We start from the raw sequence: 25,449 nt of genomic DNA on the forward strand, positions 1-25,449 counted from the left end.
GATCTCGGATATAGCACGGCAACTCTAGTAAGGTATTCCCCACCTCCCGATGACGGACTCACAGAGGCGATGAAACTCGAGTTCGACGACGGCACACTCCTCCTTCGCGGAGCCCCCGAAACGGTTCCGTATGCAGAGTGGGATGACCGCGTCGATGAGTATCGTGCTCAAGCATATCGGTATCGAGCGCTACTCGAATGGGCTGGAACGTGGGATGACTCCCACGGACAAGAAGCCGCTGCTGATGAGCAACGAACGCTTCAGCAGGGGTTCGAGCAATCCATCGAGGACGCTGCCCGTGGCTATCCCGATCTTGACCTCACACCCGCCCTCCACATCGAACCGCGTGACTACCAGCAGGCCGCTCTCGATGCGTGGATCGACCACGGACGTCAGGGGAGCGTCGTCCTTCCGACGGGGAGCGGGAAAACCTTCCTCGGTCTCCAGGCGATCGCTGACGCCGGTGTCAGCGCACTCATTGTGACGCCAACGATCGATCTAATGAACCAGTGGCATGCCACGCTCACGAACGCCTTCGGCGACCAACTCTTAGAGCCGATCGGCGTTCTCGGTGGCGGTTCTCACGACGTCACTGCGATCACGGTCACCACCTACGACAGCGCCTACCGCTACATCAACGAATACGGCGACCAATTCGGCTTACTCGTCGTCGACGAGGAACACCACCTCCCCGCACCGACCTACCAGCAGATCCCCGAAATGACGATCGCGCCGTATCGCCTCGGACTGACCGCCACCTACGAGCGCCCCGACGGCAAACACGAACTCTTAGAGGATCTCATTGGGCCGATCGTCTACCAGGAGGACGTCGACGAACTCGCCGGCGAGTATCTCAGCGAGTATGAGACGATCCACATGTCGGTTGAGTTGACGGCCGACGAACGCGAGCAGTACGACGAAGAGTACCAGCTCTATCGCGACTACGTCGACAGCCACGAGTTCGACCTCTGGAAAGAGGAAGGGTACGCTGAGTTCCTCAAGCGGACCTCTTACGATCCACAGGGCCGGCGGGCACTCGTCGCGAAGCAACGGGCCGAGCGGCTCGCCCGTACAGCCGAAAAGAAACTCGACACGCTCGATACCCTGATCAAGCGCCATCACGATGACCGCGCGATCATCTTCACTGCCAACAACGACTTCGCTTACGACATCTCCCAGGAGTTCATCGTTCCCTGCATCACCCATCAGACGGATACCGAGGAACGCACGGAGATTCTCGAGCGATTCCGCACTGGAGAGTACTCGATGCTGGTGACCTCACAAGTTCTCGATGAGGGAATCGACGTCCCCGCTGCGAACGTCGGGATCATCCTCTCGGGGAGTGCCTCGAAACGCCAATACGCCCAGCGGCTCGGCCGCATTCTCCGACCGACGGACGATCGCCAGCCGGCGCGCCTCTATGAGATCATCGCCGAGGAGACGATGGAGACGTACGTCTCTCAACGCCGCCGTGAGGGGGTGACGACCAGTGCTGACAGCTGATCTCGCTCGCTCGCGCACGACCGATGAGGAGGTGACACCACTATTCATCGGCCCCGAGGACGATCGCTACCGGCAGACCGCCGGGGAGCTCATCCAGTTGTTCGAGGCGCATCTCGACGAACCGAAAGGCGATCTCGAGGACGCGATCGACGAACTGACCGTCGCGGATACCGATTACAAGATCGTTCAGGGCCTAGCGAAGCTCCTGAAAGACGAGTGTGAGTTTGAGGTCGTCGCCCCTGCCAATCCGCGAGAGATTCGTCGGCACCTATTCGAGAGAGCCAACGAACAGTATCCGATCGTTCGCCAGCCCACGCTCGGCGAGGACACCCAAAAGCTGGAAATGTACAGTGGGATCGCCGACGAGTTGGGTATCTCGCTCGAAGAGTGCTATCGGGGAATGTATGCCGATCTCGAGGACAACAAACGACTCGTCCGTATCGGGACGCGGACGGCTGAGCAGTACGCGAGCGGTGAGGATACAGAGGCATCGATGTCGACGACTGCGCTGACGGGCAGTAGCGACGAGGAGTACGAACGGACGGATTTCACGGTTGACTGGTTGCTGACTCGGTATAATCTCGCGCTCGCCCAGGCAGTGCTCTACGATGCGACGGAGATGCGTATTCGCGTGTGGGACCACTTCGGGACGGTGTTCAGTTACGTGAAGCTGTTCGGACTGATGCACCGGATCTATCCGATCGACGCTGAGGGCGAGCGCGTCGCGAGTACCGATCAGGCTGTTGGGTACGAAGCCGTGCTCGATGGCCCAGCATCGTTGTTTTCGCAATCCCAGAAGTACGGGATCCGAATGGCGAACTTCCTCCCGGCACTCCCGCTCTGTGATCGGTGGGAAATGACCGCCGAGATCCTCATCGACGAGGCACTCGGCGAGACTCGAGAACTCACGCTGGACGATACTGACGGGCTGGATTCGCATTACAGCGCGGGAGAGCACTTCGATAGCGACGTCGAACGAACGCTCGCCCAGAAGTGGGAGCGGGCGACGACTGACTGGGAGTTAATGCGCGAGGATGATGTGTTCGACCTCGGTGCAGAGGTGATGATCCCCGACTTCGCGATCGAGCATCCGGACGGTCGCCGGGTGATTCTCGAGGTCGTCGGCTTCTGGACCCCAGAGTACCTGGAGTCGAAACTGGAGAAGATTCGGCAAGTGGAGGCTGACAACTTCGTGCTCGCTGTCTCTGAGCAACTGGATTGCGCGAGCGGAGACTTCGGAAGTGCTGCTGATCGCGTGCTGTGGTTCAAGACTGGTATTCACGTTTATGACGTGGTTGAGCTGGCTGAGACGTATGCACGAGAGTCTGGGCCATCAGCTCCTACGGAGATGGATATCTAAGGGGACAGCTGTAGTATATGGCCCCTCTCGCCATCGAGAGACATCGTTATCCGGACCTTGTGCAACAAACTGGCGAACCAATCAAAGAATGTTGCACAAGGCGAAGATAGGCAGTGATTGCTCACTGCAGGTGCGTATCGATCGCTCCTTCTGCCGAACTGTTAACAGCTATGCAGTTCAGTTGAGAGTATGGCGCCGGTCAGTACCGGGCAAATTGGACGGTGGGTTGTCGGTGATAAGCGCCCGCGTCGTGCCCTTGTTGGCGCGGTACTCGGGTTACTGGGACTTGCATCAGGGGCATTCTTTCTCGGACTGGATGTCGGGCTGTTCGACGTCGGTGGGGGCTGGATTGTGGTTGTACTCGGGATCGCATTCCTTGGTGGAATATTCAGGGCAGGCCTTGGGTCAACCGTTGGTTCCCTCTGGCTCATTGCCATTTGGTGGTTTGTCTTTCCGCCGCTTGTCGGCTATTTCACAGGTGAATGGACGACGATGGCGTCTCGTTACATGCATCCGAGAGTGCTAGGGTTCGGGTACACCTCCGCACGCACTGAATTGCTTGGCGGACTTGAATACGGCGTGCGATTTGGGCTGCTCTTTGCCGTCATCTCGGGAACCATCGCCTACATCCTCGGTACCGTCATCAACGGAGTCAAAACACGACTGGTATGAACTCTGAAGACCTGTATCGAGCACGAGATTCGGTCAGGAACCGGTTGAATTGAAACGCATCAGTTGCTCCTTCGAGGTGCGTGCTGACCGCATCCCTACAACATATTGAAACGAAGCGAGACGCTGAGCAGCGGCTCGAAGAAAAGCACGAGAGTATGAAAGGCAGTGTAAAGATGCTACAGGCCACACTCGACGACGAATGACAGAGTCCCCGGAATTCCCCGATCCCGAGGACGTCCTCGCTGCGCATGATGAGATCGAAGACGATTACGACCTCACACACACCGGCGCTCGCGTGGTCGCTCCACGCCTCAAGATTGAGCGGCTTCTCGATGAAATCGACGAGCATGATGGGCTGTATCTTCGCGCGGGTTACCTACTCAAGAAGCTCATTACGTCCCATTACTTCGAGGACGGCAACAAGCGAACATCGTGGATGGTCGTTCGGGACTACCTTGCAGAGAACGGCAAGGAGCCCGCCGACCTGAGGGAGACTGTTCGAGTATTGAAACGAATCCGAGCATTCGATCCCGAGGAAATCGCCGAGTGGCTCGAGACGGGGGAGATTGACCGAGATAGGCTATACCCCCGGGGTGGCGAAGATTGAATACGCGTCGAGCACAAACGGAGAGCAAGTAACCATGAGCCAGGACCTCCAAGACGACGATCGCGAGGAGTACCGGAAGCGTATCCGCAAGCTGATGGAGGAAGACCGGGAGATTCTCGACGCGCTCGACTAACGCTCACTGGACCCCGTCACCGTCTGCCATGTGGACTAAGCAGATAATTCCGACAGTGACTAGACTGATTCTTGTGCTCAGTATGGATGCGAACGTCTCCACTCCGTCAGCACCCCGACGCTAAAGGTTACGCACTTCGACGGTTACTCGGCAAGCAGATCATACAACATCAACAGTCCAACAGCAAGGGTAACGATACCACTAATGAGAGCGTACATTCCGGTATCGTACACCAGAGTATATGCACTTATGCTGAGGACAACCACCGTTCCGATGGCCTGTGCAGTTCGTGTCCCCCAAAAATCAATCACTTGTTGCACGAGTGAAGACATACACGAGCATTCTTGTCGTTGATCCATAATCCTTCTTGTGCTGATCGATACGCGTAGAGCCTGTAGCAAGCACGAGATTCACCTCTAACAGCGATGAAATCAAAATCTCTGTCAACTCTACCTTGACGACGACGTCTCTGCGTACGAGAGGGTAACACGAATCGACAACCCACAAACGACGAATCTTCCGTCACCGCCCCCAGAGTGGGATCAATCGCGACTCGGCGAGTTCTCGTCATATGTTCGAGGTCGCGTGGACTTTCGGAAGTTTCGGAAATCACCCGCCACCGTTTATCACCCCTCCCGCTGAACGGGTCGTGATGTGATCACCGACGCTCGGGTCTTCCAGGACGAATTCGTTCCCGAGACCGTCGTGAACCGGAATGCCGAACTCAACCGCCTCTCGGGGATCATCGAGCCAGTCCTCCACGATGATTCCTCCGAAACTGCCTGCCTGTTCGGACCGACGGGTGTCGGGAAAACCTGTTGTGCCCAGTACGCCCTTGAGGACCTTCGAGAAACAACGTTCGATGTCGAAACGGCCTACATCAACTGCTGGCACAACTACAACAGCTATCGCGTGCTCTATCGGCTTCTCGACGAACTCAACCAGACGCTAGACATTCACCGCCAGTCCACCCCTCGGGATGAACTCTACGAGCGCCTTCGGAACGCGGATACCCACCCCTATGTCGTGATCCTCGACGAGGTCGATCAACTTGAGGATCAGGACGTCCTCTACGACCTGTATGCATTGCCCCATCTTTCGATGATTCTCATCGCGAACGACGAACAGGAGCTCTTCTCGGGTCTCGATGATCGCCTCTACAGTCGGCTCCGTGGGAGCGAGTGTGTCGAGTTCGAGCGGTACGGCATGGACGAACTCGTGAGCATCCTCGAACAACGCGTCCAGCGTGGGCTCAACGACGAGACACTCGACCGAACCCATCTCGAACAGGTGGCTGACGCGGCCGCCGGCGATGCACGGGTCGCGATTGGCATCCTGCGGACGGCCGTCCGCCAGGCATCCCGCGACGGTGCGACCCAACTTTCAAGCGAAGATATTGACGAGGCAATCCCCAAAGCACGGACGGAGCTCCACCGGAAAACGATCGATCAGCTCATCGAAGATCAGCAACTCCTCTATGAAATCATCGCTGATCACGGTGAGATCACGCCAGGGGCCCTCTATGAGGCCTATGAGGCTCAACGTGAGGCACCGAAGTCTCGTCGGATGCTTCGCAACTACCTCTCGAAGATGGAACACTACAACATCATCGAGGCTGACGGCCAGAAACGCAGTCGCGTCTATCGGGTTTCGGAAACCGATTTCGGAAACGCTGGTTCCTAACCCCAGAAACGCCAGACTGAACGGCGATCTGTGAACCTCCAGAGAGCGTTTCGGAACCGCCGGAAACGCCACGCCGGCGCTTATCGGAACTCCTCGTGATTGCTGGAGTGAGATGTCCGATCACATACGGTCGAATCGATCGAACCCAATCCCCGAACTCCCCTCGCTTGGATCGGGACTGCAACTCCTCGAGGTCGATGGCGAGCCGAGAGGCCCGCTGCATACCCTCGTCGTCGATCAGGTCCTCACGAGCCAGGGCTCGGCCTACTGGGTCGATACCGGAGGGCATGCGACGACCCAGCCACTCGCGCGGATCGCGCCCGATCCCCGGGTCCTCGACCGGATACAGGTGGCACGTGGATTCACCCCGTTCCAACACTACACGCTCATCGATGAGCTCCGCCGCGAAATCGACGAAGAGACTACACTGCTCGTCGTTCCCGCAGTAGATAGGTTCTACCGGGAGAACGATCTCCGTCTCGACGAAGGCGAAGCACTGCTCGTTCGGGTGCTCGCGATGCTCGCTCGGTGTGGCCGTGAACACGATATCCCAATTCTCGTGACTCGGAGTCGCGATGACGAGTTCGCGGCGCCGGTCGAGGCGAGTGCTGCGACGACGATCGAATGCCAGTCAACGACGCAGGGGCCCCGATTCGTCGCCGACGAGTTCGAGACGCTCGTCTATCCAGCCTCACACGGCCAGCTCCAGACGACGCTCGCGTTCTGGCATCGGATCCTCGACGCTCGCGAGCTGCTCTACGAGCAGGCCTCTGGACCTGTCGCCCCATCCAGTCCGGAGGTGGTCGTCGATGGGGCGAACTAACGCGACGTATCGAGACACGCTACGGGCGCTCGAAAATCAGTGGACCGACTATCGGCGGGGACTCCGCCGTGATGAACAAAACCAGTTCGATCGCCTCTTCGAGTACGCACGAAGCCATGCGGATGCGAGCGGCTACTTGAACCACCCAGAGCCGATGTACGCACTCCTCGTTTCGATCGCCCTCGAACAGGAAGCACAACTCGAGGAATTCGACAGCCGACTTGAGACACTCGAGGAAACAGTCGATCCCGAGAGCGACGGGATTGAGAGGTAACCGCTCCATGCCGTTCAAAATCGACTATATCGATGGGACCGTCTACTCGTGGACAACCGACGCAGACGGTGCCTCGTACACGATCCACGACGACTACACACCTTCTCTATACGCGAGCGCCGACGCAGACTCGGAGGCGACACTCGCGACTCTTCGCGGGAATCTCGAGCATCATCCCGCTGTTATAGAAATGGCTCTCGAGCAGTGGCGACCGGGCTTTCGCCACGATCACGAAGACGTCCTTCGGATCGACGTCGATCGGATCGACGCTGTCCGGACCGTCGCCTCGTTCATTCGCGATCGGGGACAGCCTGGTGCCTACCGCTGTTTCAACGTCGACTTCTCGCGAGAGTTTCGCTACTGTCTCGAGACCGGTGTCGATCCGACGCCGGCCTCAGAGCTCTCGACGCTCAAGGTCGACGTCGAACCCCCACAGCTAGCGGAGCCGCCGATTACCGAACTCACGATCGATGGAGAATCGTTCTCAGGTTCACCGGAGGCGATCCTCCAGACCGTTCAAAACCGCCTCGAAACCGTTGATCCTGATGTCTTGGTGCTGTCCTCGGCGGATCTGATCCCGACACTCAGCGCGAGTGCTGGTGAGTCCAACGTTGATTTTCAGTGGGGACGGGTACCTGGCTGGCAGCGCCTCGCTGGTCGATCGACCTACGAGAGCTACGGAAATACGGGCCACTCGCCCGCACGGTACAACGTTCCCGGCAGGGCGATCATCGATCGGTCGAATACGTTTTTCTACGACCAATCGGGCCTCGACGGCTGTCTCGACCTCGTCTCGCGGTCGCGAAAGCCCCTCCAGGAACTCTCGTGGGCGTCGATCGGTAACGTGCTCACGGCGATTCAGATCCGTGAAGCTCGCGAGAGGGATGTGCTGGTCCCCTGGAAATCGTGGCGCCACGAGTTCTTCAAATCGATGCGAACGTTGCATGACGCCGATCGCGGCGGCTATACGTTCTCACCGGAAGTCGGCTTCCACGAAGACGTGCACGAACTCGACTTCTCAAGCTTGTATCCCAACATCATCTGTACCTATAATATCAGCCCGGAGACGATCCGATGTGAGTGCCACCGTGATCGGAAGGACGTCCCCGGGCTCGAGTATGCGATCTGTGACGAGCCAGGCTATCTCCCTGATGTTCTCCAACCGTTGATCGACGATCGTGACGAGATCAAAGCCGAGATCGCGGAGACCGATGATGAAGCTCGCGAAGCCCAACTCCGGAGTCGCTCGAGTGCGATCAAGTGGATCTTGGTCTCGTGTTTCGGTTATCAGGGCTTCAGTAACGCCAAATTCGGGCGCATCGAGTGCCACGAGGCGATCAACGCCTACGCTCGCGAGATCCTGCTCGATACGAAGGCGGTCTTCGAGCAACACGGGTGGCGACTCCTCCACGGCATCGTCGATAGTATCTGGGTCACACCGATTGAAGGTGAGTCACAGACGCCACTGGAAGATCTGGCTCGTGACATTTCCGAGGAGGTCGGTATCCGCTTGGAGTACGAATCCGAGTTCGACTGGGTGGCGTTCGTCCCGCTTGCGGATAGCGACGAAGGTGCCCTCACGAAGTATTTCGGGAAACGGAGCGACGGGGAGTACAAGTATCGGGGGATTGCGTGCCGACAGCGAAGTACGCCCGAGTGGATTGCCTCGATGCAACAGGAATTCATTCGGACGCTCGACGCCCAGCGAACACCCGAAGCGGTCTGTTCACACCTTCAGCAAGCGCTAGGCGAACTTCGCTCCGGGGCGGTCGATCCAACGGACTTGCTCATCACGAACCGAGCCTCGAAGCGATTAGGTGACTATCAGCAATCAACGCGGACGGTCGCTGCGCTGGAACGGGCGACGGAGGCAGGATTCAATCCCCAACCAGGCCAGGACGTCTCGTATGTGGTCGTCGACGACGAAAAGAACTCTCGAGAGCGGGTCCAACTGGAATACGAGGACCTCGATCGCTATGATCAGGACTTCTACGCGGAGATGCTGATCGATGCCACGGAGACGGTCTGTGCCTCGCTTGGCTGGCGCCGTGATCGAATTGACCGATACCTCGCTGATCACATCAATGGCTCTCTCCAAAACTACTGATACGAGTTCTCTTTAGGATTGGATAGCTTCCAAAGAGAGCTAACGAACGCCACAGAGGGCGTGGTCCCTATTCGGTCGGTTCACAGAATTCATAGGTATACTTCCGAACAGTTAACTTGAATTGGGTCTTAGAGATCGGCATGTACGACTTGACCGGCTTCCAGCGGGACCTCCTGTACGTTGCGGCTGGATTGGACGAACCCCATGGTCTGGCGATCAAGGACGAACTCGAGAACTACTACGAAGTCGAAATCCACCACGGACGCCTGTATCCGAACCTCGATACGATCGTCGACAAGGGACTTCTCGAGAAAGGCGAGAAAGACCGCCGAACGAACGTCTATTCGGTCACTCGTCGCGGACGGCGTGAAATCGAAGATCGACGCAACTGGGAATCCCAGTACGTCGAGGACCTCCTCTAACGAATCCGTCCTCCTCCTCTGCTCAGGATACAACTCATATCTGGCCTTGTGCAACAGAAATCCCCAATTTCAAAGGAGCGTTGCACAAGGCCCAAGAGCACCGCCTGACCCAGACCTGATTTCAGGTTCTCTATAGGATTGGATGGTTTGACCGAAAGCGATTATCTCGACGTTCTTCGATGACAGGTTGGGCGGTTAGCAGCGTTACCAAAGATGAGGTACTGAGTCTGCACGGAGCCGACCCGCATACATCACAATCAGAGTCGTTTGAATAGGGATATCAAGATTGATGTCGCTCCCCGCAGTGGTGACTACTACCCGTTTCACCTTGCTGGCTATCAGCACCTCTCTACGGCATTAGTATGATCGACGTAGGCTCACTCCCCGAATTCAGTATTCCACTGAGTGACCAACCCTGGGCACTCGTTGTGGGGATCCTTCTCGGGTCGGTGCTTCTCTCTTGGGTGCTTGAATGGGGTGGGGCTTACCTTCTCAACCGATCCACACGCTGGTCAGAATTGTCGATTAGCCAAGCATTCATCGACGAGATGCGGATCCCGCTGCATGTGTCAATCATCACCGGTGGAATCCTGCTGAGTTTGATCGTCCTCGAAAGTCTTTCCTCAACTCCTTATCTGGTTAACTTCCTCACATCATTGGTCATTATCCTATGGATGCGGGCACTCGTCCGGATCGGTGCTGAGTGGATTGAAGTCGTCAATGCAGCCGACAGCGATTACGAGTTCTCACCAGTTTTCAAGAACTTCTGGACCATTTTTCTCGTCCTCATCACTGGTAGCGTTCTGCTCGTCATTTGGGAGATCGATATCACTCCAATTTTGGCCTCCGCTGGTGTGCTCACCATCGTTTTAGGGCTGGCCGCGCAGGAAGCCATCGGGAACTTGATTGGCGGTATCTCCCTTTATTTCGATAATACCTACAAGACAGGTGACGTCATCGTGCTCGAGGACGGACGACGTGGCGCGGTCACCGATATCGGAATCAGGAGTACAACGATTCTCACACGGGATGACATCCTCATTACGATTCCGAACTCGGTTCTCAACTCGGCATCTGTAATCAACGAATCCGCGCCGAAACATCGGAAACGAATCAGAGTCCCGATCGCCGTCGCCTATGGAACCGATCACGAGGAGGTTGAAGCGATCCTGCTTGACCTCTGTGAGGACATTCCACTCATTTTGGAGAGCCCGGACCCTCAGGTGATGTTCCAGGAATTCGGTGACTCAGCTCTTCTCTTTGAACTGTGGGCGTATGTCGGGCATCCATTTAGTGAACCACGTGCGACCGATCACATCAATCGGCGCGTATACGAGCGATTCAACGAGGCCGGTATCGACATCCCGTTCCCACAACGGGAAATTAGTTACCTCTCCGAGGATGGCGAACGGATGAACGAGACTCTCCGAGGAGAACAATACGAAGAGTGACCGAAGACATTCAGGGCGAGGGAGTTGACTCTAGCTGCCCTGTGCGATGATCAGAACAATAATCGCTAAATAATCCGTCTGAAAAAATGTGAAACGCTTGCTGTCGAGAGAGTCTCACAGAGAGAGCATATCATATAACAGTCCTCTACAGATATCATTCACAAGGTGTGTCCCGAATAGAGCCCTCAACTCCTGAGGCTAACTGAGTCAGGCAAGAAATGACGACCGTATAATTGCTGAATAGAGCGTGTGAGGCGAATTCTATGAGACATTCATAGAGATCCAAACTCTATTCAGTTTGTTTAAGGGTATATCCAGCGTCTTCAAGAGCGGATTCCACGTGGGGTTTGTGTGCTGACTCTAGATTGGTTTTTGCGCGGACGATCCCCTCGCCATTATCATATGAAAATTGATATGAGGCGACAGCAAAGTCGCCTCCACTATCGATACCCATGACTTCGACGATCACCTCAGTCGTGTACTCATAGAGTTTTGTTCCAGTTACTTCCTCCATTCGTCCTCCATGACAATGTTTGTGGTGCGGGTTTAAATTCGTAAGGAGTCTCAACCAAAATCTTCATGAAATCTTGATCTCGATGCCCGATGATTCTTCAAGAAGACGAGATTTTACACCTCGATTATCCGGATTTCGAGAGCAGCGTGTCAAGGGCCTGGTGCGCATCGTCATCGCCGACGATAACGAGAATGTCATCGGCTAGTAATTCCGTGCTCGACTCCGGATTTGCTATCGTTTGGTCACCGCGTTCGACGGCGAGAATAGAGATTCCCGTCCGGGCTCGGATATCCAGGTCACTAATTGTCTGTCCGACAACGGGTGAATCACCCGGAATGGCCACCCATTTAATACGAGCGCCTGAGAGCGCGTCGTCAAGATCATCAGCGACTGGATCGAAAAAGACACCTTCGAAGATCTCTGCCAGTTTCTGTGCGTCCCGTTCGGTCGTCGTGAACAGTTCCTTGCCATCGTCGTCCGGATCATCTCGCCAAAACACTTGTCGTGATCCATCATTGTGGATAACAATTGTGAATACTCCCCCATCAGAGAACGTAATCTGATACCGCTGTCCGACACCAGGGAGTTGTGTCTCGAAAACTCTCATATCTATAGTGGATCGAGGAGCGTCATTATTGTTCGGACGATGCCATCCTCAAAATGATACATAACTATTATTTTATTCACACGTATGAAAATGTCGTATTGGATCATTCTATGCCCAATAAAATAGAATATCGGACGCGACGGGGATGATTTAACAATGAATTGGGATAGCAAGGTCAATCCTCAACGATCGCCAAAGGTACAAGAAGAGAGCAAATATAACACTTAAGCATCTTGCTTCGGTATGAAGCGACCTCCTTTATCCACCTGGTTAAGGAGTGTTTTGAGATGTGTGCCACGTCCCGACGAGGATCAAATGTGACAATGAATGTTCATCGTTGGTTGCGCCCGAGTGTCGATCAAACAGAGATAGGGCACTCCAAATCACCTGAAAAGGGAAATCGCCTGCGGAGTTTGGAATCATCGTGGGACCTTTTCCTGAAGGATCGATCACAGAAACAGGAAATTCAACCCCCACCAAGTGAGGACCGGGTAGATATGGACGCTGTAGGACAGAGTGGTCCACCTAGACATGTCGTCTCATCAGAATGGATGGCTTGGATCCAATGAATCGGCAGGAGAATAATGAGAGGCTAAGAGAACTGTTAGTATACAACCTCAATCCGTACGTATTGCTTACACTATTTCTATCGATAGGATTGTGGATATTCGACTATACTCAATATGCGACTCTTGCGCTCCTCGTATTTTTACTTTCATTCACAATTAGAAATTTGTTGTTCGCTTATTCAAAATTATTCGGATAAGTCGTTCTTGGGATCATCATCGTTTATGGATACTCCTCAATCAGTAGATAACCGAGATTTCGTGTGCTTCGTCGTGAGCAGATACCGGAACGCAATCTCTTCCACCATCACCTGACCCAGTGAAGAGCCTGACCCAGTGAAGAGGCAGATCAGTCTTTCAAATCGGTATGCTCTTTGATGTTGGAAGGAAGGTGCCGTCTATGTTGGGGCTTCTGCAAACTGGATCACTCCCCTTTGCATCAGATTTTGCAGTGATCATCATCACGGCGGTGTTACTGAGCTACATCGCCCGATTGACAGGCCAGCCGACAATTGTCGCGTACATTTTCACCGGACTCGTTCTCGGACCGGTTTTCCTTGACGTCGTCTCCCAGTCGGAACTCGTCGTGTTGATGAGCGAACTCGGGCTCGGATTTCTCCTCTTTCTCATCGGGATGAAAATGCGTATTGATGACATCCGCGAGATCCTCCGACCTATCGTCAATATCGCCATCTGGCAGACAGTTCTTCAGACAGCACTCGCCTTTGTCGTTGCGTTTGCATTGGGCTTCACGCTACTGGAAACGACGATTATCGCGTTAGCGACTGTCTTTGGGGCGACACCAATCATCGTGAAATTACTTTCCGATAAGGATGAACTGGCGACGCTTCCAGGAAAGATCGACGTCGGAGTCCTCATCATTCAGGACATTTATCTAGTCATTCTCCTTGCTGTTCTCAGTGCTGATTCGCTCTCGAATCCTCAGGAAATCGCCGTCAGTGTTGGAACGATACTCTTGTTGATGAGTGGGATTGGGATTGTCTCGTATCTCTCTGCACGATATCTCCTTCCGTCGCTGTTCAAGGCCGTTGCTGACGATAGACGAGCGTTTTTCATTGTCGGCATCGCATGGGCGTTCGTCTTCATCCTTGGAACCGAACAGCTCGATCTCTCTCTCGAAGTCGGGGCATTTCTCGCAGGGTTAAGTCTCGCACAGGTACCGTATACGAGTGAGCTCACGGAGCGAATCCGTCCGATTACCGATTTCTTCATGGTCGTGTTCTTTACCAGTATCGGCCTCCAGCTCGCTGCGGATAACTTGCTGGCGTACTGGGTAGAGGCATTAATCGCATCAGCTGCGCTCATGATCGGGAACTTCCTGATAATCTTCTATCTCATAGACCGCGAACGGTTCACACCAGAAACATCGTTCATCGGGAGCCTTAATATGGCCCAGGTCAGCGAGTTCTCACTCGTCGTCGGCGCGTTAGCGGTTACCCAGGGCTTCATCGACGCATCGATTCTGGGGTATCTCAGCCTGATGGCGATCGTCACGATGAGTCTCTCAACGTACCTCATTAACTACAACTACGAGATTTATGAACGCGTCAAACCCTACCTCGCGCGCTTCGAAAGTGAAGAGAAGCGTGACGTCGATCTCCATGTCTATCAGGATCATGCCGTCGTTGTCGGCTATGACGAGATCATTCGTGCTGCATTACCGACACTCCAAGAACACTTTGGTGACGTTGTCGTCGTTGATCGGAATCCAGCGCACGCTGAGATCCACCAGTCCGCGGATTACGAGTACATCTACGGTGATTTCAAACATGGTGAAATTCGAAGTGGCGCTGGCCTCAAGCGAGCAGCGTTCGTGTTGAGTTCGACGGTCGAATCCGACATCAATCAGATAGTCCTTGAGGAAGTCGGGGACCAGACGGTCGTCTTTGCCGAGGCCGAGTCGGTTACGGATGCAGCGAATTTGTACGACCGTGGTGCTCACTATGTTATCCTCAGTACCGCGCTCACGAGTGAGAAATTGGCTGACCACCTGCATCGGTATTTCAACGACCCGGCAGAGTTCTGGTCGGTGGTAGACAGCGATATCGGGCATCTCCGTTGGATCCGGGGTGAGTTCGATGGTTGAACTCCTGGCACCCCTCGCTGCGATTTTCATTGGCGCTGCTCTGTTCCTGATAGTTGCGATCAGAGTGGGAATCCCCGCAGTACCGGTCTATATCGTTGTCGGACTAGTCCTCGCCCCATTTATTCCTCAAGGGACGACCCTGGAACTCGCTCAATGGGGAATCGCGTTCCTTGTGTTCACGTTCGGTGTTGACGTTGAACCAGGACGATTTCGGGCGGTTGCACGCGACAGCGAGCATGTCGCAGCTCTCCAAATTCTGTTAATCGGGACGCTGGTCTTTGGTCTTGGACTCGTAGTCGGACTCGATGCGCTGAATGCCGTGTACTTCGCAAGTGCAGCTGCGCTCAGTTCATCACTCGTCGGTCGCGAACTGGCCGCTCACGACATTCGGCGCAATCTCGTACAAGGGCGTCTCATCTCGTCAATTCACTTCGCACAGGATCTATTCGCAGTCGTGCTCATCCTTACGTTGAGTGCAGACGTCTTTACACCTGACGGGATCGCGCTTAAACTCGGGTACGGCGTCGTCATCCTCCTCGTCGCCGTGCTCGTTCGAGTGTATCTGTTCGATATTCTCGTCTCGCTATCGGGAGACTCCGACGAACTCATCATTCTAACCGGTGTCGCGCTGCTTCTCGGATTCATCAGCCTTGCGGAGTTGACCGGCATCTCGATCGTCATCGGAGCGTTCGCTGCCGGGTTGGCGATCACGCAAGAATTCCCGAACAAATTAGCGCTCGAAGCAGGTCTTGAATCGTTCGACGACTTCTTCGCGGCAATCTTCTTCGTCACGATCGGGAGTCTGATCACCATCCCTACGCCGCGAGCGTTGCTCCTTGCGGGTGTTCTATCCCTCGTCATCGTTGTCCTCAAGCCCCTCGTGACGATCTTTGCACTACTCTACCAAGGATACGAAACCAGGACGGCATCGCTAACGAGCTTTGGGCTTGACCAAGTGAGTGAATTCGCCCTCATCATCGCCATCCAGGCGTTGATTCTCGAGCGAATTCAGCCGGACGTCTTCGAGGCGATCATCCTCGTTGCAGCACTGACGATGATCACGTCGACAGCAACTCGCCAGTTCAGTGAACCGCTCTATCGGTCTCTGAGGCGAATCCTCCCATTGGAATCAACCCACTCCAAGCTGAACAGCCGAAGTTCCGTCGACCCATCCCTACAGGACCATGTTATCATCGTCGGATACGGACGACTCGGGACGCTTGCTGCGCGGATCTGTAACGATGAAGATCAACCTATAGTCGTAATCGACCACGATCCTGTTCGTCACGAATTGGCTACAACCCACGAGAACCACATTTTCGGCGATGCGGTAATCGAAGAGACGTGGCAGCGAGCGAATGCTGATGATGCGCGATTGATTCTCTCGACAGTGCCTGACTCTCGAGTTTCTACTCGGATTCTCGAGTTAGAGGCGAAAGCAGACGTCATCCTTCGATCGGACCGTATCGACGAAGCAGATGAACTGTTAGAAGCTGGTGCAGACTATGTTATTGTTCCCGACTTCCTCGCCTCGGAACAGCTCTTAGAGAAGGTCCAAACGGTACTTACCGACGATGTCTCTCTCGAAGAGTGGCGCTCACAGAACAAACATCGACTCCATGAGGAGTTTGAATTTCGATGACCGCCTGTAGTGAACCGGGGCTCGATTCACGATAAATCCGAGTCCAACCACCTAACTGACGGATATACTTGAGCCGAATCCCTATATCCACTGCCGAACATTCAACACCTCATGAGTAATTCCACATCGCAGGGTTCGATTCTCGTACCGATTGCGAATCCAGAGACAGCAGACCACCTCGTCTCGACAGCTGCGGATGTTGCGTCAGATACAGGACGCCCCCTTGACCTGTTGACTGTAATCACCGTGCCTGATCAGGTCCCACTTTCGGAGGGTGAACGCCTTGTCGATAATGAGCGTGAGATCCTCGATTATGCTGCCGAAATGGTCACAGATCAGGCTATCGAAGTCACATGCCGTATTCGCTTTGCTCGTTCCATTGCGAGCGGAATTCTTAGCATAGCAGAGCAGCGAGATATTGAGACGATTCTTATGGGGTGGCGAGGGCGTCCGCGACGACGAGACATCATCTTGGGATCGCATCTCGACCAAGTGCTTCGAAAGGCTCCGTGTGATGTCCTCGTCAAACGGATGGACGGTGATGGTGGCCTCCATCGAATCCTCCTTCCTGTTGCTGGTGGTCCAAACACTGAATTGGCAGCAAGCGTAGCAGGCTCTCTTGCTCGCGTTCACGATGCCGAAATTCACGTCATTATTGTCAATTCACCCAAGGAAACGACAACAGAACGTGAAGAGAAAGAACAAGTGTTAGCGAAAGTCATTGCTGGATTCACGGAGGTCCCAGTAATCACTCAGGAAATTATTGAAAGCGACTCTATCAGCAAGACCATCGTAGACCAATCGAACAATGTCGATCTTTCCGTTCTCGGAGCAACGTCTGAAGACCTTTTCCGTCGTTCTGTGATCGGGTCGCTTCCAGAACAGGTGGGACGTCAATCGACGAGTTCGGTGCTGATGGTCAAAGCATATCAGGACCTCCCTTCTCGATTAGTGCGGCTCACATCACGCATTCGGCGTAGCAAGCCTATTACCCACCTCCGAAATAAACTAGGTCGCTAAGCCATCCTCATTCCGTACGTTCAGATTTTCTGATCTTCCGAATTCGTTAATGCGGGCCAATCCATATCTCTTGTATGAAGTGCACTCGCTGTGAAACTGACGAGGGAGAGCGTATGGAGGTCGTCTATCAAAGTGGCGCAACGATCATTTCATATCTATGCCAGAACTGTACCCGCTCAATGGCCAGTGATTCGGATATCCTCGAAATTAATCCATCAGAAAGGTGATGAATATTATAGTGGTCCCAGCGGCCGACCGCTTGTCTGCATTATCATCGTTTCAGGGACCATTAGATAATTGAAGATAATCTTCGAAACCCCGTAACGTATTTAATCTGGTCTTCGTTCTCGCTTTCCAAGCTATCTAGAGAGTAATTGAGCTTGGAAGTCCCCCTTAATATTACTCATCTCATTTTTATTTTCTCAGCTCAATATACCTATAATACCCAAGGTTCATGCCATATATAATCAATCCAACAAATACGAATGATATCTGGGTTTGATTGTCCGGAAAAACGCTAAATACCCCATCAGCAAACACGATTACAAGTAACCACCAAAACGAAGTACTACCTGCCTTCCTGTATAATTCCCTACTGCGTTTATCTTGGACTATTTGCCGACGACGACCAGCGGAGATCTTTCTATATCCCAAAAAGACGAGAATACCCGCTGGAACAAGCATTCCTAGATAGAACATCTGCGGCACATCGTAGTATAGGATAGCAAGAATGCCTCCGAGCTGGAGAACTGCTGCAACGGCTACTAATATGTACCCCGTTCTTTTTTGACGTTTACTACTGGAAAGGGTATTACTCATTCCTCTACCATTTATTGTCTCACTTAGCTTCTTCAACCACATGTCCTAAGTCCCTTCCCCTTTCAACAGATGATTTTTAGTTAATAAATATGAGAGTATATAATATTGAATATATGATTAAAAAGTTGATGGATTAAACGGGCCCAGCGCGAATGAGCACTTCGATCCCCCCTCACCCGTATGTAACAATAGGCGGTCTGATCGAAGTGTTCCAATCGCTGCGTTACATCAAGATGCATACGTAACGTAGAAACTATGTAAAACATGGCAGAATAATGTTTAGGTGGGGATGCATTAATCAACGCAAAAACAACCCCGTCTCTCGATTATCTCGTTCTCCTTTCCCTTGCAACTCCACTACTTTTGTCTCCACCTACATTCAATCACTTCAATGGACGGGTCGGCGCGGTCCGGAGATTCTATGAATCAGACGGAAGTGAGTGAGGAACTCAGCAAAGACATTGGTCTGTTGGGAGCATTAGCTATCGGTATCGGGACGATGATTGCTGCAGGCGTTTTCGTTCTTTCGGGGTTGGCGGTTGGCAACGTCGGTGCGATGGCGATCGTCTCGTTTGTGCTCGCAGCCATCGTTGCAGCCCTCACGGCGGCTGCCTACGCCGAGTTTTCGTCGATCTATCACGAGAGTGGTGGTGGATATATGTATGCCAACAAGACATTTGACACTGACCTGACCTACATTATGGGGTGGACAATGATCCTCGGCTATCCCGCAAGCGCGGCCTTCTATATCGCGAGTTTCGCCGAATGGTTCTTCCAGTTCGTCTATCCGGCCCTCAATATTCCGGCTGCGATTCCTTACTGGGTATCCGCAGCCCTCCTTCTCGCAGTGCTCGTTTGGGTCAACGTCAAGGGAACCGAAGAGTCGATCAAGTTCCAGATCGTTTTTACTGCACTGAAGGTCCTCCTTCTAGTGGTCTTTCTCTACGGGGGATTCCAGACGTTCGATCCCGGGGTCGTCACGACGTCGTTCGCCGAGAACGCTGATAACCTCACGCAGATCGGCCTGACGAGTGCGCTCGTCTTCATCACCTTCTTCGGATTCAGCGCGATCACGACCAACGCAGAGGAGATCCAACAGCCCGAACGGACGATTCCTCGGAGCATCTACCTGAGTATGGGGGTCGTGGTTTTTCTTTACACGCTCGTCGTGCTCGTGGTCGTCCTGGCCGTCAACGACGGCGCCTTCCTCCAGTTCCTCGCCGGTGAGGTCGACTTGGGCGGCCTCGAGCCGGCGGCGTTCGTCGCGTCCCATGGCGAACTCTCGATGGGACTCGCGGCCCAGTACTACATGGGACCGATTGGATTCTGGGTCATCATCGGTGGCGCGCTTATTTCGATGTTGTCGGCAGCAAACGCAACTATTCTCGCCGGGTCGCGCGTGAAACTCGCGATGGCCCGTCGAAACCATCTTCCGAGTCACTTCGGGAACATTCACCCGTCTCTCAACACGCCCTACAAGACCGTTCTCATGACCGGTGGACTCATCGCGATCTACCTGTTCGTCTTCGGTATTGTCTTTCGGGACTCGCCAGGGGCCACCGGAACACCGGCACTGTTTGGCCTCGATCTGGGCATCGAGGGGATCACGTCCTTCGCGAACGCACTGTTGCTTACCGGACTCACCATCGTCAACGTCGCGCTCATTTTCTCGCGGCGGCGGTCCCCGGATCTCGAACGGGGGTTCGAAGTGCCGTTGGTCCCCTGGCTGCCCGCGTTCGCGGTCGTCGCGAACGTCGTTCTGCTGTTCAACCTCGGTCTTACTGCACTCGTACTCGGATTGATAGCCGAAGCCGTCGGCGTGGTCGTCTGGTTCACCTGGATTGCTGGGTCGTCGACCACCGGTGCGATCGACGAGACGAAAGCGGAGACTCCGATGGCGTCGGCAACTCGAGCTACCGAATCCGATCGAGACTACCAGTTGCTCGTTCCGATCGCCAACCCCGACCACGTCGACCATCGGATGGAGACTGCCCTCGATCTCGCCGCCGATACGGACGGGGAGATCCTCGTGATGAGCGTCGCTACCGTGCCCGAGCAGACTCCCCTTGAGGACGGGCGCGATCGAACTGACGAACAGCGAGCCGTGGTGGAACGCTCCCTCGAGTACGCCGCCGATAGCGACGTGCCGATCAGTGGAACGATCCGAATCGGTCATCACGTCGACGACGCCATTCTCCATACGATCGACCAATACGGAAGCGACGGGGTGCTCATGGGATGGCGAGGACGGAAGTTCGAGGCTCGCGACGTCGTACTCGGTTCGAACGTCGATACGGTGCTGACCGAAGCCACGTGTGACGTGTTCATCGACCGGTTCCATACCCCGAGAACCGATCCGATCGACTCAATCCTGCTGCCGGTCGCCGGCGGCCCCCACGGAGAACTCGCCGTCGAAGCGGCCGGATCCATTGCCCGAACGTCGGGAGCTTCGGTCCATGCGATGCACGTGTTCGATCCGGACGATCCGGACTCCCGGGAGGATGGCGAACGATATCTCGATCGGGCACTCGCCGAACTTGAGGAGGGAGACGTACCGGTCGAAACGGGGTTTGTTGAGGGTACCGATGTCGCCGAGACGATCATCGACGAGACCGAACACCACGATCTTACGATCATCGGAGCGACCCGCGAGGGGCTTCTCCAGCGACTCGTCCTCGGAAACATTCCTCAAACCGTTGGAGAAGGCGCATACAGCGACGTGCTCATGGTAAAGCGGAACCTAGAGATCGGATCGCGGCTGAAACGATGGTACGAGTGGGTGTCTCGCATCCGAATCGGCAGCTCATCTCGGACAGGAAACTAACGAGATAGTCAATCACTGAGACTCCTCTTGTCCAGTGTTTTCCCTAACCCCTGTACGTAACACCGGACCCAGTGTTACATCGAGATGCGAACTGATCGGTATGGAAGCTGCCATATGGAAAATGATGCCGTTCTTATATGAATGGTAGAGGGCGTGCATCGTTCACAGCGAGTCAACGAACTGGCTCACGACCTGATTGAACCGCTCAGGTTCTTCGAACGGCGGACCGTGGCCGCTCTCATCAAAGAGTTCCACCCTCGCCTCGGGAACGAGTTCGGCGACGTGCCGAACGGCGTCAACGGAACCTCTTGTTTCAGCGGTACCAGCACAGATCAGCATCGGAACGTCGATTGCAGGGAGGACAGATCGGTAGTCCCGTGTGTGTGTATCGAACAGGATTGCGCTTTGAATCGGTGGTGGCGTCCGGGAAATCTCGTCGTACTGTAGGGCTCTCGTCTCGGCTGTTGGGTTGGCAAAAACCTGCTCCGTGAACCGATCGATGAGACCTTGCTGGTCAGATTGAGCCAGTTCGAGCAGGCTCTGTACGTCCTCCAGCCGAGCGAGCCCGTAGTCGTAATCGTCCCATTTGAACCGGGTGGCTTCAATATCGACATCAACCAACCCGCGAATCCGGTCAGTACCGAACTGATCCACGTAGTCCCACGAGACAAACGCGCCCATCGACCAGCCGACCAGAACGACATCCTCAAGGTCACACTGTTCGAGGAACGCGTGGAGATCTCGTGCATATTGTGGGACTGTGTGGCCGAGCTCTGTCTTCTCTGACCGGCCGTGTCCTCTACAATCGAACGCGATTGCCCGATAGTCATCCGAGAGCCCGGTCAACTGCGGTTCGAAGAACCGAAGCCCATGCAATACGCCATGGAGAAAAACAATCGGTTGCCCCTCTCCGTAGTCCTCGTAATAGAGGTTAGCTCCGTTACATTGTATGATGCCCATGGCTTCGTACTTCGGGTCCTGTTTCGATAACTGTACGTGCTGAACTCATCCTCTATATGCAGCAGACGATTTTTGACAGGAGACATGGAGATCGACAGCTGCTCCGTTACCTTATTGATCTGTACGTAACGATCGGTGGTCCGATCGGCGTGGTCCAACCGGTGCTGTTACATCGAGCGTGCGAATCGGTCAATACCAGTAGAGGATGAGGAGGGTATTATCTTGAGAGTGAGACTTCTTTCAGTGACCGAGTGTTCAATATACTCGCCGTATTCCTTTGAATAGACTTAAGTACGAACTCTACCATGCTCACGTCCCCAAACTCGTTGATGAGGGAGTGATTACGTTCGACACTGATGACGAAACAATCACAACCGCTGGCCATGCTGAACAGGTCTTGACTGCATTGGAGGGGATTGGAGCCAGTCTCGACGCTGAGCAAGAAACCCACGCCCGGAGTGAAATGGATGACAGATAGGCCACCAAACGGATCTGACACCGCTCTCCCCGACCAGGAAGTAAGACAAGTCGCCCAACGACACTATGCTCCGGACGAAGATACTGAACTGACGACGACGATCGTTGAGACGATCGCGGATGCACAAGGAACTCACCCGACCGATCTGAAATCCCCGCCGCTCTACGAGGTCATTGATGCATCAGCGCTCGAAGAGACGTTCTTCGGGCCAGATATTTCAGAGCACCCCCGGCAGGGGTCTGGCTCGGTCTCGTTCTATTATGGCCCTCTCATTGTCACCGTGAAAAGCGACGGATGGGTTCATGTCTATGAACCTCTTGAAGATGACCGCTAGCGCAAAGACTACCTAGTCTATCGATTTTCGTTGATGGAAAGAACGTGAAGTTCCGAACCTTCACATTGACAAATATTTCCCCGGCCGATCGGTTGGATCGTGTCATCGGATAAGATCCATGCGGAACATACTGTCCCACACTCACCGCATTTTGCGGCTACTTTCGGGCAATCCTCTACCCTCGACATTATTCAACCGTCAGTAGTTCCTGATAGTTCTCGACGCAGTCGATACGTTCCTCCAGTGAGTCCGTCTCCTGCTCCAACTCAATCATAGACAAATCTTTCTTCGCTCCCCATCCTGGTAACAACGGTAGTTGTATAGACAACAGGTGGAGGAGAAGCCAGTAAGACTCTCGTTACTCGTCGTCGGGATGACTGATGATGAGGGTACTCCTGATGAGGTTCTTGTGGGCGGCATGAACGCGTTTCGAGACGGCTTGCTGCGTAATTCCGAACTCGTCAGCCAGTTCGTTCATCGTCGTTTCCTGTGGAGTATCGAAGTATCCTGCCTCGAATGCGCTAACCAGCGTTTGACGTTGTTTCGTCGTCAGATCGTACTGAGCGCTCGCCATCGGCTGCTCTTGCTCTTTGAGGCTGTTGAGTTCGAACGAAACCCCGTTCTCTTCACAGTAGTCTTGAAATTCGGAGAGTGTGTCATGGTCGTCGAAGCGTATGCGGAGTTCCCAGTTTTTGTCCCGTCCGATCGCTTGCAGAATCGTCGCCCCGAGCTCAACGTATGCATAAACGAGCGACTCGACGTTCTCGGTCCACTCGGCACGATACAGTCGCGCTCCGTCGATTTTGTCGATCTCGGTGATGTTCTGGACGGATTCGTCGTTGCGGAACGCGTCCTCGAAATCCGCTTGATCACCACCACTGACCCAGAAATACGGCATGACCCGATCTTCGAGCGTTGCAACAACGCGCTCGATTTCAACGATCATCTCTGACGCTTCAGTCAGCGAGTGATACAACGCGAAATCCTCGGATTTGACAGTAAATTCCCCGATGACACTCATAACCGGGTTGGACGCCGAAGCGAAATAAGCCCCTGGTCAATCCGGTGTGAGACATGGATTCGAACTCCACATCGATTTCTCTCTCTATGATATCAAAGCATTGAGTACATGGTTGAGATTATCGACGACTGCATCCCTGTCTACAGTACGTAACCTGTGAGTCCGTAGTTTCCCCTCAGTTCAATCTCCAGCGGCAAGGCGGTCGCCGCTATCAGATTCAAGAATCGTAAATCCAATCCCACCACAGTCGCGACACTCACCAATACCGATTGGTCTGACATCCCCCTTCTCGGAAACGTTCACGGGATACATTTTTCCACACCGTTCACATTTCGCTAGCTTCCGGTCTTCCTCTGATATATGACTCATCTCTTCAGTACTTTTCATACCGAAATAGCGATTAAAGCAGTGGTTGTTTCTACAACCCCCAGTGGTCTAGTCCTATCAGCTGAGTCCTTGGGACGAAGCTCAAACCCACTGTATACTTCCGAAGTTTGATACAATCGAATTGGAACCCAGTCTGAGTGAGCCTCACTCATCGGAGTCGTTTTTTCACGGGACGAGAAGCTGATTCTCGCGTTACATACGAACTAGGGTGTCATAGAACTCTTCACACACCTCGATAGCATCCGAAAAACGGCCGCCTGAGAAGGGGTTATTATTGCCGGTCTTCAGAACTAGCGATAGCAGATCTCTCAACCGATGGTAGAAAACCATGCCAACCGTTCTATGACACCCTCTACGAATGCTTACTTTTCGATATAGAGTGTTCGGTCGCTATTCACTTCGGTTTGGTATCCACAATACACGAACCCTATTGATCGTCGCTCTTCTGTGCGCTTATTGGGGGGCGGATTTGTGAGAGTATTGAGTTCGCCAGTATCGACTGCCGTGCTGAGATCTCCTAATTGAGAAGGATCACATTCCTCTAATTCAGCAATGAGCTTTTTAATGCAGCTACTGGGTTGAGTATCTGGAGGAATAGTTCGCTCCATACCCAAAACAGGGTTTCCAGACGGAATAACCCTCAATATTTTCATGATCTGGGTGAAACGCGCCGGTCCTTCTCTTGGCGTTTCCAATCACTAATGAGACACGGCCACGGACCGACTATCCACACTGAAGTTTCCACCTCTGTAGAGAAAGCGCAGGTCACATTCTCAATGAAAACCTCAATCTATCCATTGTCTTGATATGTTCTCCCCTGTATGTAACGTCGTAGGTCTGTTTCTACGACTACCTTGTGCAACATCGGATGGTCACACCCCTCCAATTGTTGCACAAGGCTCTGCGCCCAATCCTATTTTCCTCTCTACACGCCTGAGAATTATGACTAATAGAGGGGTAGCAGACGATGATGGGTACTCCAGAGATCATCCTCATATCATCAGCGACGTTCAACGGCTCGGACGCCCTCGAGCGACCGATCGCGCTCTTTCGCGAGGTGACCGTCGCAGCTTACGTGAAGCGTCCGTCGCGCTGTTCGCGATGATCGGTGTTGGGATTGGGTCCGCTGGCTCTC

General features: G+C 54.0%; 24 protein-coding genes. 17 read left to right on the top strand and 7 right to left on the bottom strand.

The genetic code is table 11. The features are described from left to right. Positions 1 to 69: 69 nt before the first annotated feature. From LCF40_RS15805 to LCF40_RS15820, 4 genes are all read left to right on the top strand, one after another. A complete protein-coding gene (locus LCF40_RS15805) occupies positions 70 to 1,503 on the top strand; it encodes a DEAD/DEAH box helicase (protein WP_224829197.1) in 1,434 nt (477 codons plus the stop codon). After that, the gene (locus tag LCF40_RS15810; RefSeq protein WP_224829198.1) at positions 1,490 to 2,863 is read left to right on the top strand and encodes a DUF790 family protein; all 1,374 of its coding nucleotides are present in this window, start codon (positions 1,490 to 1,492) and stop codon (positions 2,861 to 2,863) included. Before LCF40_RS15805 ends, LCF40_RS15810 begins: the two co-directional genes overlap by 14 nt. A gap of 189 nt (positions 2,864 to 3,052) precedes the next feature. After that, positions 3,053 to 3,535: a hypothetical protein gene (locus tag LCF40_RS15815; RefSeq protein ID WP_224829199.1), complete on the top strand. Its 483-nt coding sequence runs from the start codon at positions 3,053 to 3,055 to the stop codon at positions 3,533 to 3,535. 199 nt (positions 3,536 to 3,734) lie between these two features. Beyond that, positions 3,735 to 4,142: a Fic family protein gene (locus LCF40_RS15820; protein ID WP_224829200.1), complete on the top strand. Its 408-nt coding sequence runs from the start codon at positions 3,735 to 3,737 to the stop codon at positions 4,140 to 4,142. A 276-nt stretch (positions 4,143 to 4,418) separates the two neighbouring features. On the opposite strand, the gene LCF40_RS15825 is transcribed toward LCF40_RS15820, so the two are convergent. Beyond that, a complete protein-coding gene (locus LCF40_RS15825; RefSeq protein WP_224829201.1) occupies positions 4,419 to 4,607 on the bottom strand; it encodes a hypothetical protein in 189 nt (62 codons plus the stop codon). 322 nt (positions 4,608 to 4,929) lie between these two features. Here LCF40_RS15825 and LCF40_RS15830 point away from each other — a divergent pair, with 322 nt between their 5' ends. The 6 genes from LCF40_RS15830 (at position 4,930) to LCF40_RS15855 (ending at position 11,035) form a co-directional block, all read left to right on the top strand. Beyond that, complete coding sequence (locus tag LCF40_RS15830) at positions 4,930 to 5,958, top strand: Cdc6/Cdc18 family protein (RefSeq protein WP_224829202.1); 1,029 nt, start codon at positions 4,930 to 4,932, stop codon at positions 5,956 to 5,958. Between the two features lie 112 nt (positions 5,959 to 6,070). After that, complete coding sequence (locus LCF40_RS15835; RefSeq protein ID WP_224829203.1) at positions 6,071 to 6,781, top strand: P-loop NTPase family protein; 711 nt, start codon at positions 6,071 to 6,073, stop codon at positions 6,779 to 6,781. Next, a complete protein-coding gene (locus LCF40_RS15840; RefSeq protein WP_224829204.1) occupies positions 6,768 to 7,055 on the top strand; it encodes a DUF8156 family protein in 288 nt (95 codons plus the stop codon). The genes LCF40_RS15835 and LCF40_RS15840 overlap by 14 nt, the downstream gene beginning before the upstream one ends. A gap of 7 nt (positions 7,056 to 7,062) precedes the next feature. Further along, on the top strand, positions 7,063 to 9,162 hold the full coding sequence (locus tag LCF40_RS15845; RefSeq protein WP_224829205.1) for a type B DNA-directed DNA polymerase: 2,100 nt from the start codon (positions 7,063 to 7,065) through the stop codon (positions 9,160 to 9,162). Between the two features lie 140 nt (positions 9,163 to 9,302). Then, positions 9,303 to 9,584, top strand: coding sequence for a helix-turn-helix transcriptional regulator (locus tag LCF40_RS15850; protein ID WP_224829206.1), 282 nt, complete (start codon positions 9,303 to 9,305; stop codon positions 9,582 to 9,584). Positions 9,585 to 9,946: 362 nt separating this feature from the next. Continuing rightward, complete coding sequence (locus LCF40_RS15855) at positions 9,947 to 11,035, top strand: mechanosensitive ion channel family protein (protein ID WP_224829207.1); 1,089 nt, start codon at positions 9,947 to 9,949, stop codon at positions 11,033 to 11,035. Positions 11,036 to 11,324: 289 nt separating this feature from the next. Here the strand turns inward: LCF40_RS15855 and LCF40_RS15860 are convergent, their stop codons facing one another. Together LCF40_RS15860 and LCF40_RS15865 are read right to left on the bottom strand one after the other, a co-directional pair. Continuing rightward, positions 11,325 to 11,549: a hypothetical protein gene (locus tag LCF40_RS15860; RefSeq protein ID WP_224829208.1), complete on the bottom strand. Its 225-nt coding sequence runs from the start codon at positions 11,547 to 11,549 to the stop codon at positions 11,325 to 11,327. Positions 11,550 to 11,673: 124 nt separating this feature from the next. Further along, positions 11,674 to 12,156: a cation:proton antiporter regulatory subunit gene (locus LCF40_RS15865; protein ID WP_224829209.1), complete on the bottom strand. Its 483-nt coding sequence runs from the start codon at positions 12,154 to 12,156 to the stop codon at positions 11,674 to 11,676. A 933-nt stretch (positions 12,157 to 13,089) separates the two neighbouring features. On the opposite strand from LCF40_RS15865, the gene LCF40_RS15870 reads away from it, so the two are divergent. From LCF40_RS15870 to LCF40_RS15880, 3 genes are all read left to right on the top strand, one after another. Continuing rightward, positions 13,090 to 14,829: a cation:proton antiporter gene (locus LCF40_RS15870; protein WP_380683632.1), complete on the top strand. Its 1,740-nt coding sequence runs from the start codon at positions 13,090 to 13,092 to the stop codon at positions 14,827 to 14,829. Then, a complete protein-coding gene (locus tag LCF40_RS15875; RefSeq protein ID WP_224829210.1) occupies positions 14,822 to 16,471 on the top strand; it encodes a cation:proton antiporter in 1,650 nt (549 codons plus the stop codon). The genes LCF40_RS15870 and LCF40_RS15875 overlap by 8 nt, the downstream gene beginning before the upstream one ends. A gap of 111 nt (positions 16,472 to 16,582) precedes the next feature. Beyond that, positions 16,583 to 17,491 (top strand): universal stress protein, encoded by a 909-nt coding sequence (locus LCF40_RS15880; RefSeq protein WP_224829211.1) that lies wholly within the window; start codon positions 16,583 to 16,585, stop codon positions 17,489 to 17,491. A gap of 414 nt (positions 17,492 to 17,905) precedes the next feature. Here LCF40_RS15880 and LCF40_RS15885 read toward each other — a convergent pair whose 3' ends face one another. After that, positions 17,906 to 18,352, bottom strand: a complete 447-nt coding sequence (locus tag LCF40_RS15885) for a hypothetical protein (RefSeq protein WP_224829212.1) — start codon at positions 18,350 to 18,352, stop codon at positions 17,906 to 17,908. 379 nt (positions 18,353 to 18,731) lie between these two features. On the opposite strand from LCF40_RS15885, the gene LCF40_RS15890 reads away from it, so the two are divergent. Then, positions 18,732 to 21,134, top strand: a complete 2,403-nt coding sequence (locus LCF40_RS15890; RefSeq protein ID WP_224829213.1) for an amino acid permease — start codon at positions 18,732 to 18,734, stop codon at positions 21,132 to 21,134. Positions 21,135 to 21,296: 162 nt separating this feature from the next. Here the strand turns inward: LCF40_RS15890 and LCF40_RS15895 are convergent, their stop codons facing one another. Then, a complete protein-coding gene (locus tag LCF40_RS15895; RefSeq protein WP_224829214.1) occupies positions 21,297 to 22,094 on the bottom strand; it encodes an alpha/beta fold hydrolase in 798 nt (265 codons plus the stop codon). Positions 22,095 to 22,371: 277 nt separating this feature from the next. On the opposite strand from LCF40_RS15895, the gene LCF40_RS23755 reads away from it, so the two are divergent. Continuing rightward, complete coding sequence (locus LCF40_RS23755; RefSeq protein WP_425504250.1) at positions 22,372 to 22,572, top strand: DUF7344 domain-containing protein; 201 nt, start codon at positions 22,372 to 22,374, stop codon at positions 22,570 to 22,572. Next, the gene (locus LCF40_RS15900; protein ID WP_224829215.1) at positions 22,562 to 22,906 is read left to right on the top strand and encodes a HalOD1 output domain-containing protein; all 345 of its coding nucleotides are present in this window, start codon (positions 22,562 to 22,564) and stop codon (positions 22,904 to 22,906) included. The genes LCF40_RS23755 and LCF40_RS15900 overlap by 11 nt, the downstream gene beginning before the upstream one ends. A gap of 358 nt (positions 22,907 to 23,264) precedes the next feature. Here the strand turns inward: LCF40_RS15900 and LCF40_RS15905 are convergent, their stop codons facing one another. Both LCF40_RS15905 and LCF40_RS23760 read right to left on the bottom strand, forming a co-directional pair. Further along, entirely contained in the window at positions 23,265 to 23,927 is a 663-nt protein-coding gene (locus LCF40_RS15905) for a helix-turn-helix domain-containing protein (RefSeq protein WP_224829216.1), read from the bottom strand. A gap of 749 nt (positions 23,928 to 24,676) precedes the next feature. Next, positions 24,677 to 24,967, bottom strand: a complete 291-nt coding sequence (locus LCF40_RS23760; RefSeq protein WP_425504252.1) for a HalOD1 output domain-containing protein — start codon at positions 24,965 to 24,967, stop codon at positions 24,677 to 24,679. A gap of 317 nt (positions 24,968 to 25,284) precedes the next feature. Between LCF40_RS23760 and LCF40_RS23275 the strand changes: the two genes are divergently transcribed. Beyond that, complete coding sequence (locus LCF40_RS23275; RefSeq protein ID WP_263623725.1) at positions 25,285 to 25,419, top strand: hypothetical protein; 135 nt, start codon at positions 25,285 to 25,287, stop codon at positions 25,417 to 25,419. Positions 25,420 to 25,449 lie beyond the last annotated feature (30 nt).

It is taken from the genome of Saliphagus infecundisoli (genome assembly GCF_020177375.1).
GTDB lineage: Archaea > Halobacteriota > Halobacteria > Halobacteriales > Natrialbaceae > Saliphagus > Saliphagus infecundisoli.